We start from the raw sequence: 13,503 nt of genomic DNA on the forward strand, positions 1-13,503 counted from the left end.
ATCTGCGCGCGGTGCTGGACTATCCGCTTGGGGATACGGCGCCGATCGCGCCGGTGACCGTGATGGCCAATGTGCTTGGTGCACAATCGACTCCGGCGATGAGCATCGACGAACGCCTGCACCACCTTTTCGGCCGGATACCCGAGGCCAGGGTGCATCTGTACGGCAAGGGCGAGCGGCCCGGCCGAAAGATCGGACACGTCAACATCCTTGGCGCGCCGGGCGGATCGCTCGACGACGACGCGTACGTCGCAGATGTCCGGGAACGCGCGGTCCGGGCCGCACACTGGTTATCGCACGCGGAATGGACCGATGGATGGAGTGGACATGACCATGACTAAAGCGTCTGCGCCGCGGGTGGGGGTGATCATGGGCAGCGACAGTGACTGGCCCGTGATGGAGGATGCAGCGCACGCGCTTGCCGAATTCGATGTGCCGTTCGAAGTCGGCGTGGTCTCCGCGCATCGCACCCCGGCCCGCATGCTCGACTACGCGCGCACCGCTGCCGGTCGCGGTATCGAGGTCATCATCGCCGGCGCCGGCGGCGCGGCCCATCTGCCCGGCATGGTGGCCTCGGCGACGCCGCTTCCGGTGATCGGGGTACCGGTACCGCTGGCGAAGCTGGACGGGCTGGATTCGCTGCTGTCGATCGTGCAGATGCCTGCGGGTGTGCCGGTGGCGACGGTGTCCATCGGCGGGGCCCGTAACGCGGGACTTCTGGCGGTGCGCATTCTGGGCTCCGCGGATGCCGGACTGCGCAAGCGGATCGAAGATTTCCAGGCCGGGCTCGAAGACATGGTGCTGCAAAAGGATGCGGCGCTGCGTAATCGATTGCTGGGGCAGTAGGCTGCCAACCGATGGAGCGAAACTTCGGTAGGTACCGGGCCATTGGCCAGCGCCTCGTCACCGGCTTCCTCGAACCCGAAATACTGTTGGTGCTCGACGTACTGAACTCGGCACAGCGCGCCAAACAGGTAGCGGGTGCGATCGCCGAGATCGGCGTGCACCACGGAAAGCTGTTCATCGGGCTTCGCCTGCTGCAGCGCGACGGTGAAAAATCGGTCGCGATCGACATCTTCGACGATCAAGAACTCAACGTCGACGGTTCAGGGCACGGCAACCTCGAGAAGTTCATGAACAACGTCAAGCTCTGGGCGTCCACCGATGACGTGGTGTTGCACCAGGGCGACTCGACCAAGCTGGAGCCGGAGAAGCTGCGCGAACTCGCGGGCGGGGATATCCGCTTCTTCAGCGTCGACGGCGGTCATACCGAAGAGATCGTGTTCAGCGACATGAAGCTCGCCGAGGCGACGCTGGCCGACGGCGGTGTCGTCATCGCCGACGACGTGTTCAACGAGCAGTGGCCCGGCGTCTCCGTCGGCACCCTGCGGTACCTGGAAGACGGGGCGAAGCTCGCGCCGTTCCTGATCGGCTTCAACAAGGTCTTCTTCGCCCAGCCCGACTACTGCGCGGCCTATCGCGCGGAGGTCGACGCCGCTGTCGGTGGCAAGCTGCGGCTGGGAACCGGCTCGTCGGTCTTCGCGGGCCACGAGGTCGGCTTGGTGGTGCCGCAGACTGCCGTCGACATTCTTCGCCGCAGCCAAACAGTGCGGTCGGTGTATCACCGCGCGTACCGCGAAATGGTGCGTGGTCTGCGAGTCGTGTCTGACAGGGGCCAGTCGGGCCGCTGAACCCGCGCGGTAAATTCACCCGCGAGTAGCAAGGAGTCCCCATGTCTATCGGTAACCCGTCGTTCGACGCGTTCAAGCTCTCTGACGAACACAACGAGTTGCGTGCGGTGCTGCGTGATTTGTGTGAGTCCCAGATCGCGCCATACGCGGCGGACGTGGATGAGAAGGCGCGCTACACCGACGAAGCGCTGGCGGCGTTGACGTCGTCGGGTTTCGCGGCGATCCACATTCCTGAGGAGTACGGCGGACAGGGTGGCGACGCGGTAGCTGCTTGCCTGGTGATCGAAGAGGTGGCGCGGGTGTGCGCGTCGTCGTCGCTGATCCCGATCTGCAACAAGTTGGGCACCATGGGCCTGCTGATGCGCGGGTCCGAGGAACTCAAGAAGCAGGTGTTGCCCTCGATCGCCGATGGCGAGGCGGTGGCCTCGTATGCGCTTTCGGAGCGTGAGGCCGGCAGCGATGCGGCGGCGATGCGCACGCGCGCACGCGCCGAGGGTGACGAGTGGGTCCTCAACGGGGCCAAGTGCTGGATCTCCAACGGTGGGCATTCGACGTGGTACACGGTGATGGCGGTGACCGACCCTGATAAGGGGGCGAATGGGATTTCGGCGTTCGTCGTGCACAAAGACGATCCAGGGTTCGTGGTCGGCGCCAAGGAGAAGAAGCTCGGCATCAAGGGGTCGCCGACCACCGAGCTGTACTTCGAGGATTGCCGCATTCCGGGGGATCGGATCATCGGCGAGCCCGGCACCGGGTTCAAGACGGCGTTGGCGACGCTGGATCACACCCGTCCGACGATCGGTGCTCAGGCGGTGGGCATTGCCCAGGGTGCGTTGGACGCCGCGATCGGATATGTCAAGGAGCGCAAGCAGTTTGGCAAGCCGATCGGTGATTTTCAGGCTGTGCAGTTCATGCTTGCCGATATGGCGATGAAGATCGAGGCGGCCCGGCTGATGGTGTACACCGCAGCGGCGCGCGCCGAGCGTGGGGAGCCCAATCTGGGTTTCCTGTCGGCGGCCTCGAAATGCTATGCCTCCGACGTGGCGATGGCGGTGACCACCGACGCGGTGCAGCTGTTCGGCGGCTACGGCTACACCACCGACTTCCCGGTCGAGCGGTTTATGCGCGACGCCAAGATCACGCAGATCTACGAAGGCACCAACCAAATCCAACGCGTCGTCATGTCACGCGCACTGCTGAAGTAGGGCCGAAATATCGGTTTGTCGCCGATACGTTGTTTTGGCAAATCGCACCGGGCAACCGGCTGAACTCGACGGTTAACTCGCCGACCAGCAGCATCAGCAATCCCGTTGGCATACAGCCGTAACACTGGCAAATTTTGACGTGCGCGCAGGCAAATTCTGATGTACGGTCTGAACCGCCATTCAGGGCATCCCATCGATGACGGCGAGAACCGCGTTGCCCCCAATCACCGTGTCCCAGCGCAGCCGGCTCGGGAACCGGATGACCCCGGTAGACGCCATGTGGTACTGGTTCGGCACGAAGTTCCCGACGGACCAATTCCTGGTGTACGCGTTCGCGGGCAGTCCCGACGTGGACCGCGCGGTGTCCGACGTCCTCGACCGTGCCAACGCGAGCCCCGATTTGAAGCTGCGCATCGCCCCGCGCTGGTTCGACGTGCTCTTCCCGGATTGGTGCAGTGCCGACGTCCAACCCGACCAGGTGATCGTCCACGCCATGCCCGAGCGCACATGGCAGGCGCTCTCCGGTGAGCTTGCGGGACTGATTGATCGTCAGCTGGATCCGCGGGCGGCGGCGTGGAAGCTGCACGTCTATCCCGATCTATCGGGTGTTCCAGGCACCGCCGGTACCGCGACGGTGGTGGTGCTGCAGATCGCCCACCCGCTCGCAGACGGGCTTCGGTCGTCGGCGTTGGCCGGCTACCTGTTCGGTCGTGACGAGGACGTGCCCGGCGCGACGGCCCGGCCGGCGGACGGGCTGATCATGCGGGTCGTCGAGCGTGAGTTGCAGAAGCGCCGGTTCGCCGACGACGTCGAGGCCGGAACGATTCCACCCGGATGCAGCGCCGTTCCCGCACTGAGCACCAACGACGTGCCCTCCGGTGCGCGCACGCTGCGTACGGTGGTCGTGCCCGCGTCGCAGATAGCCGGGCCGACGATCACAGTCGGTGCGATGGCAGCAATCGCGCAAGCATTGTCGGGTTACCTGCGTGCCCGCGGCGAGGACACGTCGCAGTTGGCCGCCGAGGTCTTGATGGCGAAACCCGGTGTGCGTTATGCATATAACCACTTCGACGCGGTCGGGGTGGGACTGCATCCCGACGCCGGATCTCTGGCCGAGCGGCTTGCGCTGATCGCACGAGACCTGCGGACGAGCCGCATCCACCACGAGCATCCCGCGTTCGCCGCCAACGAACGCGTCTTCGCCGCGGTACCCGCGCCCTTGCGATGGTGGGGGGTGAAGCGGTTGAACCCCGATGCGCGCCCGACGATGGTGCGTGGCAACACGGCGGTGTCCAGCGTTCACCGCGGTCCTGCAGATCTGCACTTCGGCGGCTGCCCGGTCACTATGACGTGCGGCTACCCCTCACTGTCGCCAGTGATGGGCCTGACGCATGGCCTCCATGGCATCGGCGACACGCTTGCGGTCAGCGTCAACACCACCGAATCGGTCATCACCGATCTCGACGAGTACACCGACCGCTTGACCGCGGCCCTTCGCCCTGAATGACTTTCGCGCAGCGGCTATTTCACCAGCGACGCCAGTCGTCGATAAACCGCACGCGCGGTCTCGCTGCGGCGTGCGATATCCGTGGGACGTTTCGGCACCGGCACCAGCACCCCGACATCGTGGCCGGCGAACACTGAGCTGAACACAGCGGTCATGGTCCGGTCCCGATACGCATCGTCGATCGCCCGCCGATAGCCGTCGGCATGGCCCGGGTGGGCGAACAGCACCTTGTTGAAGCCGATGTAGAACGGCAACAGCGCGCCACCGTTCTCCAAATAATGGACCGTGCCGACGGCCACGCCCGGCCACTGCTGGTTGAACACGTCGTCGGCGATCACGACGCCACCGTCGGCGAGGCTGTTCTCGGCCAGCCTCATATCGCTTTCCACGATCTCTTCGGTGTGCCCGCCGTCCACGGAGAACAGCCGGACATCCTTCATTTCGGGAATGTCGCCGGGTGCGATCTTCGTCGAATCGCCTGCGTGGATGACCAGCCCGGCGCGGTCGGACCATCTGTCGATGTGTTGCAGAAAGCGGCTTCGGTCGCCCTCGCCGGACCTGTCGATATTGGCCGCCTGATCCTCGAACAGGTCGATGGCGATCGATGCTTCACCGGGGCGCTGGAGAAGCTTCATGGCGATGAAAAGCTGCCCATGGTGCACGCCGATCTCGGCGATCGGCCCGCCGATGCCCGCTCTGCGCTGGGCGGTGTCGACCGCCTGCAGCAGGCTCAGAGCGGGGGACTCGGTGTAGCCACCGACCCGCCGATGACCGTACAGCCGGTACGCCGTGAAATCCCTCGCGAACCCCTCCACGGGCCTCAGCTTACGATGCCCGGTTATAGCTGCTGGCCACGGCACGCTATTTGCTGATGGTGGTCGCTAGAGCGGCTGCCGATCGTTCCAAGTGGACCGCATGAGTCTCGCGGTTCACATGTCGAGGTGGTAGCTGTTGTGACAATGGATGATCCGCTTGCCAGCGTTGTCCGTGTCGAACGTGAACTCCACCGTCTGCTGCGGCGCAACCAGCACAGCTTCTTTGCCAGCTCAGTAGGTCAGGCCGCAGAGAAGCGGCAGTAGCGCAACGGCCGGCAGCTGCACGGGTGCGGCCGGCGCGAACGAGTATCGCGTCACACGACGCAGGCCAAGGTGCATGCCGCGGGCGTAGGTGGCGGAGTTGAGCGCCCACTGCGGGTCGACCCAATTCCACAACGCAGGCGAGAGCGACGGCCCGGGCTCCCCGGCGAGCACCTCGCCAAGAACGTCGCCGGCCGGGCCCCGCACCGGCCACGGTCCGTCGCCGTCACATGTCAGCGTGGCGACTTCGCCGTCGTCGTGGCCGTAGACGGAGAACGTCGTCTTGTCGCGCTTGCTGCGCGCCACCTGCTGACCGCCCGGGTCTACCACGGTGACAGTCTCTTTCGTGTAGCTCGAGCTGGCACGGGCAAGCGAGTGGTCGTCTGAGCCGACTACGTCGACGTGAATGTCGTTGTTGGCGTCAAATCCGGTGGCGGTGACGATCTTCCAGAACCGCTGCGCGGCCTTGCCGCCGTTGTGCACGCGGACGGTCCTGCCAAGGATTGAGCCGTCTTGCGCACACAGCTGCCAGTGGTGTCCCAGCGCGGTGCTGCCGGCGTGAAAGGTGGCTGTGACTCCACCGCCGTTGGCCAAGTCGTCGAGCGATCGGGCGGTGAGAATCACGGGCTACCCCTTGGTGGTCTTTTCCGTCTGCCTACGACGGTCCATCGCGGACGGTTCCGGATTCGCAACCTGGACAAGTGAAGCACCCACGGCGAAAACGGCCAAAAGATTGGCGATCAGGTCGTCGGCGGATTCCCAGCCCTTGGTCGACAAGACTCGGTCGCCGGCGGTCAAACCCTGTGCGGCAGCGGCAGCTTGGGCGCCTGCGAGGATCTCGTCGACCGAGCGGCCGTCAAGCCCGGTGCCTGGGATGCGTTCGGGTGAGATCTGGTCACCGTGCACACGCACCGAGGTGGCGTAATCCGTTACGCCGACAGGAAGGTCGGGCACCGGCTTGCCGAACGGGTCCAACGAGAGCACGGCGATCTCTCCGACACCGACGGCGTCGTCGGCCTCCGGCAGCCGTTCGGCTGTGCACAGTGCGATGTCGGATTGGCTGCCGTCCAGCACGGCTTCGGCGCCGATCCACCAGATGCCGAACAACACCGCGGCGGTCTGCCAATGCGCGGGCAGCAGCACCGCCACGCGGCTGGCCGGGCCGGCGCCCATCTCGTCGCGCAGGAGGTTGGCGGTCTTGGCCGCCCAATTGGCCAGCGTGGCGGTGGACAGCTCGATGCGCTCGCCGGTGGCGTCGTCGTAGTAGGTGATTCGAGGCCCGGCCGGGTCAGAGGCCATGAGCGGATCGAGTATCGCGGAACTGACTGTGCTCACGTCTAGTTGACGCATTCCGGGTCGGTGGACCCGGCGGTGAGGATCGGAGACGGCGGTGGTTCGGTCGAGTCGGTCGATCCGGAGGCGGCGGGGTCGGCTGTGGCCAGCGTCGGGTCGATGCCGTCGAGGCCGGAGCCGGGGCCCGTGTAGTCGGCCGCGAGCACGACCCGCACCGAGCCGGGCGCCACCGACGCGTCCTCGACGACCGGCAGTCCGCCGAGCTCCTTGGAAATCGCCTGCGCGCCAAGGTCATCGGCCTTGGCGGCCCGCACCTGGCTGCCAGTGACCTGGCCGCCCTCGTTGTTGCCGGTGCTGCCGGGTGTGAACCCCTTGTTGGTCAGCACCTGCGACACCGACGCGGCAAGGCCGTTGATGTCGGTGCCGTTGACCACATCGGCGGTGGTTTTGCTTGGCGTGTAAGCCAATTCCTCGGTCTTACCCTCGTCCTGGTCGTGCAGCAGGCCGGCCACCCACTCCTCGACCTCGGTCGGATCCACCCGCACCACGCTCTGCATGCCGTCGTCGCTCCACCCGGCCTCCTCGAGGATCGGGATGGTGGCGAAGGCGACGTTGCCCGCCGCCAGATTCTGCAACTGCTTGGCGAAATCCATGATGTCCCAGCCGTCGGAGATCACCACGGACCGCTGGACGGCCTGCTGCAGCCGGTCAAGGGTGGCTGGGCTGGACAGTGTCTTGCTCGAGATGACTTCGTGCGCAAGCGATGCCATCACGGCCTGCTGGCGGGTCACCCGGTCCAGGTCGCCGCGCGGCAGGTCGTGGCGTTGCCGAACGAAGCTCAGCGCCTGCGGCCCGTCCAGCTTCTGCCAGCCGGCAGGGAAGTCTGCACCTGAAAGTGGTTCGTAGACAGCCTCTTTGAGGCAGACGTCGACGCCGCCGAGGGCGTCGGTGATCAGGGCGAAGCCGAGCAGTCCGATCTCGGCGTAATGGTCGACGGTGACGCCGGTGAGGTTGGCGACGGTCTTGATCAGCGCTTCGCGACCGGCCTCAGTCGCTTCCGGTTCTGCCTTGGCCTGCTCCACGCCGTCTTCTTCGACGAGCTCTTTGAGCTTCTCCAGATGGACCGAGCCGTAGACGCCGTTGATCTTCATCTTGCCAACGCCGGGCGCCTCGACGTAGGAGTCGCGGGGGATGGAGATCGCGGTTGCGGACTTTCCGTTGTTCGGAATGCGCACCAAGATGATGGTGTCGGTGTTGGTTGCGACGTCGTCGCCTGCGCGCAGCGTCGCGAGTTCTGATTCCGAAAGCGGGTTGCCGTGCGCGTCGGTGCGACTGTCCATTCCGACGAGAAGGATGTCGATCGCGCCGTCTTCGCCGCCTTCACCAAGGGTGATGGGCGAGATCTGGTTGATGCCGGCTTCGAACGACCGGATCTTGCCCCAGGCGACACCGGTGCCCACGACGATCGCCAGGGCCATCGTGACAGACGCGACACGGAGCAGGCGAGAAGGCATCACCCCAGGCTACTGGCGAGACGGCCGCACACCGGGTAGCGCTGCTCGGCGTGCCAGACTCGTCACTGTGTCTTCGCGGAAGCCAAACCGAATCGTTATCTCCGGCGCAGGTGGTCAGGTCGGACGGAATTTGGCTGATCGGGCCCGCAAACAGGGCAGGCAGGTGCTGGCGCTGACGTCGTCGCAGTGGGATATCACCGATGCGACGGCGGCCGAACATGTCGTCGCTGCCGGTGACGTGGTGATCAACTGCGCCGCCTACACCAACGTCGATGCCGCCGAGGCCGACCAGGAGCGGGCTCACGCCGTCAACGCCGTCGGGCCGGGGAACATCGCGAGCGCCTGCGCCCGGGCCGGCGCGAACCTTATCCACATCTCCACCGACTACGTCTTCAGCGGTGTTTTCGACGGTGAGGGGCCCCATCCGTACGAGGTCGACGACGAAACAGACCCGATCAGCTTCTATGGCCGCACGAAGCTGGCCGGTGAATCGGCGGTGCTGGCCGCGTTGCCCGACGCGCACGTCGTCCGGACGGCGTGGGTCTATGAGGGTGCTGACGGCGGCGACTTCGCGGCCACCATGCGCCGGTTGGCGGCAGGTGATGGGCCGGTGGACGTGGTCGCCGACCAGATCGGGTCGCCGACGTATGTCGGCGATCTGGTCGATGCGCTGTTGGAGGTCGCCGACGGCGCCATCAGCGCTCCGGTGCTGCACGCCGCCAACGAGGGAGAAGCCAGCCGTTTCGAGCAGGCGCAGGCGGTGTTCGAGGCGGTCGGGGCCGATCCGCAGCGGGTGCGGCCGGTCGGCAGCGACCGGTTTCCCCGGCCTGCGCCGCGGCCGCCCTACTCCGCGTTGTCGGGACGGCGGTCCGCCGCTGCTGGGCTGACGCCGTTGCGGCCGTGGCGTGAAGCGTTGGTGTCAGCGCTCTCCGGCGGTGTCGGATGACCGGCCGGTTAACCTCTACGCCGTGAGTGACGAACTGGTTGTGGTCACGGTGACGTATTCACCGGGACCGCATCTCGACCGGTTCCTGGCGTCGTTGTCGCATGCCACCGATCGCCCGGTGACGGTGATCATGGCCGACAATGGCTCCACCGACGGGGCGCCGGAAGAAGCGCTGGAGCGCTATCCGAACGTCCGCCTGCTGCGCACCGGCGGCAACCTCGGGTATGGCACCGCGGTCAATCTGGGGGCGGCCGAGATCGGGCCGGAGTCCGAATTCTTCGTCGTCGCCAACCCCGATGTGCAGTGGGGGCCGCGCAGCATCGACATCCTGCTGGAAGCGGCTGCTCGCTGGCCGCGGGCCGGTTCGCTCGGCCCGCTGATTCGTGATCCGGACGGCTCGGTGTACCCGTCGGCGAGACACCTGCCGAGCCTGATCCGCGGCGGAATGCACGCGGTCGTCGGCCCGGTCTGGAAATCCAACCCGTGGACGGCCGAGTACCGCCAGGAGAAACGCCAGCCCAGCGAACGCCCCGTCGGCTGGCTTTCCGGTTCGTGCCTGTTGCTACGGCGCTCCGCATTCGATGAGGTCCGCGGGTTCGACGAGCGCTACTTCATGTACATGGAGGACGTCGACCTGGGTGATCGCCTCGGCAAGGCCGGATGGCAGAACGTATACGTTCCCTCGGCGGAGATTTTGCACGATAAGGGCCACGCGACTGGCCGGGACCCGGCCCGCAACTTGGCTGCCCACCATCGGAGCACCTACACTTTCCTCGCAGATCGGCATTCGAGGCGGTGGCAGGCACCGCTTCGGTGGACGATTAGGGCGGCCCTTGCCGCGCGAGCGGGCCTGGTGGTCCGAAATTCACGGCGTAGGCAGGCGAAAGGACGGCACTAGTGGTCAATCCGGCACAGGTGGACGCCGTCATATTGGTCGGTGGGCTTGGCACCCGATTGCGCCCGCTGACGCTGTCGGCCCCGAAGCCGATGCTGCCGACCGCGGGCCTGCCGTTCCTGACGCACCTGCTGTCGAGGATCGCCGATGCCGGCATCGAGCACGTGGTCTTGGGCACGTCGTACAAGGCCGGGGTCTTCGAATCGGAGTTCGGTGATGGGTCGAAGATGGGCCTGCAGATCGACTACGTCGTCGAGGACGAGCCGTTGGGCACCGGCGGCGGCATCGCCAATGTGGCATCGAAGCTGCGGCATGACACCGCGGTGGTGTTCAACGGCGATGTGCTCTCCGGGGCCGATCTGCGCGCGTTGCTGGACAGCCACGAGAACAACAACGCCGACGTGACGCTGCATCTGGTCAGGGTCGGCGATCCTCGCGCCTTCGGCTGTGTGCCGACCGACTCCGAGGGAGTGGTTACCGCGTTCCTGGAGAAGACGCAGGACCCACCCACCGACCAGATCAACGCCGGCTGTTACGTGTTCAAGCGTGACGTGATCGACCAGATCCCCAAGGGCCGGGCGCTGTCGGTCGAGCGGGAGGTGTTCCCCGGACTTCTGGCCGACGGGCTGCGGGTGTGTGGCTATGTGGACTCCACCTATTGGCGGGACATGGGCACACCGGACGACTTCGTGCGCGGATCGGCGGACCTCGTGCGCGGCATCGCCCCTTCGCCTGCGCTGCAGGGGCATCGTGGCGAGAGCCTGGTGCATGATGGCGCGAGTGTGGCACCTGGCGCACTGCTCATCGGCGGCACCGTGGTCGGCCGCGGCGCGGAGATCGCCGGTGGTGCAAGGCTTGACGGTGCGGTGATCTTCGATGGTGTGCGGATCGGGGCTGGCGCGGTGATCGAACGCTCGATCATCGGGTTCGGAGCTCGCATCGGTCCTCGCGCTCTGATCCGCGACGGAGTGATCGGCGACGGCGCCGACATCGGGGCGCGTTGCGAGCTGCTGCGCGGCGCGCGGGTGTGGCCGGGCGTCACGATTCCCGACGGCGGCATCCGCTACTCGACCGACATCTGACCCGCGCGGGCGGCCAGCTGCCCGCGCGGCGGGGCCGAGCGCTCACCCTTGTACGATTTTGGGGCCTGGAACCGTACAACGGTGTGCGCTCGCGAGGGAGAATCACTTGCGACGCGCTGCTTCTGACAGTTGCGTGAGGCCGAAGTCGCAACCTGGTGGCAGGGCATCGAGCGGCCACCACCGCAGATCCAAAGATTCGTCGCTGCAAGCGATCTCGGCGTCGCGTGGCGCGTGCACCAGGAATTGCATGTCGAGGTGACGGGTGGGTACCCCGAGTGAGCAGGTGACGGGGTGGACATGCAGCGCCGCCAGATTCGGGTCGATTCTCAGGTCGTCGATGCCGGATTCCTCCGTAGCTTCGCGCAGTGCCGCCGCGACGATGTCGGCGTCGGTCTTCTCGCAATGCCCGCCGAGTTGCAGCCAGCGGCCGAACCGCGGATGCAGCGTGAGCAGCACCTGGCTGGCGGTGTGGTCGACGACCAGTGCGGAGGCGGTGACGTGACCAGGCACGCACTCGCGCAGACAGCCGTCGGGGCGCGCGGCCAGAAATGACAGCACCGCGTGCCGCAGCGTGTCCTGAGCGGGATCCGGTGCCGCCCATGCCGTGAGCATCTCGACCGCCGAGGCGTGCAGGCTCACTTGCGCACCAAGAGTCCGTCGGTCGGCACCGGGTCACGCGGTCCTGATGGTTCGTCCGGATAGCCGATGGCGATGGCGCCCAAGGGTTCCCAGTCGCCAGGCAGTGCCAGCTCGTCGCGCACGAGATCGGCCGCGAATATCGTGGATCCGATCCAGCAGCTGCCGACGCCTCGCACGGCCAGCGCCACCAGCAGGGCCTGCACGGCGGCGCCGACAGCGACGGTGAACATGGTGCGTTCCGCAGCTGTGCGGCCCGCATCGGGGTAATTGTGCGCACCGTCGGGGACCATAAACGGGATCACCAGTTCTGGTGCGTCGTAGAGGATCTGGCCGCGGTTGACGCGACGCTCGATGGCGTCTGGCGGCTTACCGTCGCCGGTCAGATCGGCGCGCCACTGCTCCTTCATCCGGTCCAGCAGCCGCAGGCGCGAGGCCGTGTCCTGCATCCACACGAACCGCACCGGCCGGGTGTGGTGGGGCGCTGGTGCCGTGAGCGCTTCGGAGACGGCGGCCTCGACGAGTTCCGCCGCGACGGGCTCGTCGCTGAATCGCCGCACAGACCGGCGCAGCAGCTGGGCCTGGCCGCGGCCGAGTGCGATCGCTTCCTCGGTGCCCAGCCAGAACAGGTCGTCCTCGCCGGGCCGCAGCAGGGTCCGCGCATTGGATCCGTTGTCGGCCAACGTCAGGCCGCGAACCACCGCGACCGGGATGTCGGTCAGCTTGCCCTTGACCAGATCGGCTGCTGCGGCGATTTCGTCGGCCACCGCGATCTCGGTGACGACCAGCTCGTTGCCGTGCCTGTCGTGTGATCCGGCGTAGCCGTGCAGCACGGTCAGGCCCGCAGCGCCGATCGCGAAGTCCGTTTGGCCGTTACGCCAGGCCCGGCCCATCGTGTCGGTGATGACCACGCCGACGGTGACGCCGAGCCGTTCACGCAGCGCGGATCGCAGCGCCGCGGCGCTACCGTCGGGATCTGTTGGCAGCAGGACCAGCTCCGTCGATCCGACGTTCGAGCCGTCGACACCCGCGGCGGCCTGCACCAGACCTTGCGCGTTCTCGGTGATCAACGTGCGACCCTTGCGCGCCAGCACTCGAACGGCCTCGGCGTCGATCAACTTGCGCCGCAACGCATCTCGCTCGTCCGGATCGGCCGGCGCGGCAACGATGCGGTCCTCGCACTTGGACACCACCTTGCTGGTGATGACCACGACATCGTCGTCACGCAACCAAGGGGCTGCGGTGGCGATCGCTGCAGCGAGGTCGTCGCCTGGCCGGAACTCCGGCAACCCGGCGACAGGTAGCAGCTCGATCGCGGCCGCCGATCCATGCTCGGTCATGGCTTCACACCGGCCAGATCCATTCCGGCGCGCACCATTTCGGCAGTCGTCGCGGGATCGGTCATCAACAGCGGCACCGAACGCACTTCGATTCCGTCGATCTGGGCGTCGTCGCCTTCGTGCACCAGCCAGCCATCGAGAATGCCGACACCCGACCTGGCACCGTAGTGTCCGCCGACCGCTTCAGATGTGCTTGCCACCCCGATAACCGACAGGCATTCGTCGGCCATGCCGCGCAACGGCTTTCCCCCGATGATGGGGGAGTACCCGATCACACGCGCGGCCGTCGATCGCAGGGCGCCACGAATGCCGGGGATG

General features: G+C 66.5%; 14 protein-coding genes and 2 pseudogenes. 8 read left to right on the forward strand and 8 right to left on the reverse strand.

Features of this window, described 5'->3' with window-relative positions; translation table 11 throughout:
• From VFH65_RS10490 to VFH65_RS10510, 5 genes and pseudogenes are all read left to right on the forward strand, one after another.
• Window positions 1-341: pseudogene (locus VFH65_RS10490) on the forward strand (5-(carboxyamino)imidazole ribonucleotide synthase); the annotation flags it as partial.
• Window positions 334-846, forward strand: a complete 513-nt coding sequence (gene purE / locus VFH65_RS10495) for a 5-(carboxyamino)imidazole ribonucleotide mutase (RefSeq protein ID WP_353321270.1) — start codon at window positions 334-336, stop codon at window positions 844-846. The pseudogene VFH65_RS10490 and the gene purE, both read left to right, overlap by 8 nt.
• Window positions 847-857: 11 nt before the next feature.
• Window positions 858-1,691 (forward strand): class I SAM-dependent methyltransferase, encoded by an 834-nt coding sequence (locus tag VFH65_RS10500; RefSeq protein ID WP_353321249.1) that lies wholly within the window; start codon window positions 858-860, stop codon window positions 1,689-1,691.
• Window positions 1,692-1,732: 41 nt separating this feature from the next.
• Window positions 1,733-2,896 (forward strand): acyl-CoA dehydrogenase, encoded by a 1,164-nt coding sequence (locus tag VFH65_RS10505; protein ID WP_353321251.1) that lies wholly within the window; start codon window positions 1,733-1,735, stop codon window positions 2,894-2,896.
• A 196-nt stretch (window positions 2,897-3,092) separates the two neighbouring features.
• A complete protein-coding gene (locus VFH65_RS10510; RefSeq protein ID WP_353321253.1) occupies window positions 3,093-4,403 on the forward strand; it encodes a WS/DGAT domain-containing protein in 1,311 nt (436 codons plus the stop codon).
• A 14-nt stretch (window positions 4,404-4,417) separates the two neighbouring features.
• On the opposite strand, the gene VFH65_RS10515 is transcribed toward VFH65_RS10510, so the two are convergent.
• The 5 genes from VFH65_RS10515 to VFH65_RS10535 form a co-directional block, all read right to left on the reverse strand.
• On the reverse strand, window positions 4,418-5,218 hold the full coding sequence (locus tag VFH65_RS10515) for a class I SAM-dependent methyltransferase (protein WP_353321254.1): 801 nt from the start codon (window positions 5,216-5,218) through the stop codon (window positions 4,418-4,420).
• Between the two features lie 114 nt (window positions 5,219-5,332).
• Window positions 5,333-5,434 (reverse strand): multicopper oxidase domain-containing protein, encoded by a 102-nt coding sequence (locus VFH65_RS10520; RefSeq protein WP_353321256.1) that lies wholly within the window; start codon window positions 5,432-5,434, stop codon window positions 5,333-5,335.
• A gap of 15 nt (window positions 5,435-5,449) precedes the next feature.
• Window positions 5,450-6,103 (reverse strand): hypothetical protein, encoded by a 654-nt coding sequence (locus tag VFH65_RS10525; RefSeq protein ID WP_353321258.1) that lies wholly within the window; start codon window positions 6,101-6,103, stop codon window positions 5,450-5,452.
• Between the two features lie 3 nt (window positions 6,104-6,106).
• The gene (locus VFH65_RS10530) at window positions 6,107-6,814 is read right to left on the reverse strand and encodes a TIGR03089 family protein (protein ID WP_353321260.1); all 708 of its coding nucleotides are present in this window, start codon (window positions 6,812-6,814) and stop codon (window positions 6,107-6,109) included.
• A 2-nt stretch (window positions 6,815-6,816) separates the two neighbouring features.
• The gene (locus VFH65_RS10535; RefSeq protein WP_353321261.1) at window positions 6,817-8,286 is read right to left on the reverse strand and encodes an LCP family protein; all 1,470 of its coding nucleotides are present in this window, start codon (window positions 8,284-8,286) and stop codon (window positions 6,817-6,819) included.
• Between the two features lie 67 nt (window positions 8,287-8,353).
• Here VFH65_RS10535 and rfbD point away from each other — a divergent pair, with 67 nt between their 5' ends.
• Genes rfbD through VFH65_RS10550 form a run of 3 tightly spaced genes read left to right on the forward strand, consistent with a single transcriptional unit; the run spans window position 8,354 to window position 11,209 of the window.
• The gene (gene rfbD, locus VFH65_RS10540; protein ID WP_353321262.1) at window positions 8,354-9,232 is read left to right on the forward strand and encodes a dTDP-4-dehydrorhamnose reductase; all 879 of its coding nucleotides are present in this window, start codon (window positions 8,354-8,356) and stop codon (window positions 9,230-9,232) included.
• Window positions 9,233-9,272: 40 nt separating this feature from the next.
• Complete coding sequence (locus tag VFH65_RS10545; RefSeq protein WP_414688393.1) at window positions 9,273-10,130, forward strand: glycosyltransferase family 2 protein; 858 nt, start codon at window positions 9,273-9,275, stop codon at window positions 10,128-10,130.
• Window positions 10,130-11,209 (forward strand): NDP-sugar synthase, encoded by a 1,080-nt coding sequence (locus tag VFH65_RS10550; RefSeq protein ID WP_353321265.1) that lies wholly within the window; start codon window positions 10,130-10,132, stop codon window positions 11,207-11,209. Before VFH65_RS10545 ends, VFH65_RS10550 begins: the two co-directional genes overlap by 1 nt.
• A 102-nt stretch (window positions 11,210-11,311) precedes the next feature.
• Here VFH65_RS10550 and VFH65_RS10555 read toward each other — a convergent pair whose 3' ends face one another.
• The 3 genes and pseudogenes from VFH65_RS10555 to VFH65_RS10565 all read right to left on the reverse strand — a co-directional run.
• Window positions 11,312-11,848 carry an NUDIX hydrolase gene (locus VFH65_RS10555; protein ID WP_353321267.1) on the reverse strand — a complete coding sequence of 179 codons (537 nt, stop codon included), beginning with the start codon at window positions 11,846-11,848 and terminating at the stop codon, window positions 11,312-11,314.
• Window positions 11,845-13,185 (reverse strand): coenzyme F420-0:L-glutamate ligase, encoded by a 1,341-nt coding sequence (locus VFH65_RS10560; RefSeq protein WP_353321268.1) that lies wholly within the window; start codon window positions 13,183-13,185, stop codon window positions 11,845-11,847. The genes VFH65_RS10555 and VFH65_RS10560 overlap by 4 nt, the downstream gene beginning before the upstream one ends.
• Window positions 13,182-13,503: pseudogene (locus VFH65_RS10565) on the reverse strand (2-phospho-L-lactate transferase); the annotation flags it as partial. The gene VFH65_RS10560 and the pseudogene VFH65_RS10565, both read right to left, overlap by 4 nt.

It is taken from the genome of Mycobacterium sp. (genome assembly GCF_035697385.1).
GTDB lineage: Bacteria > Actinomycetota > Actinomycetes > Mycobacteriales > Mycobacteriaceae > Mycobacterium.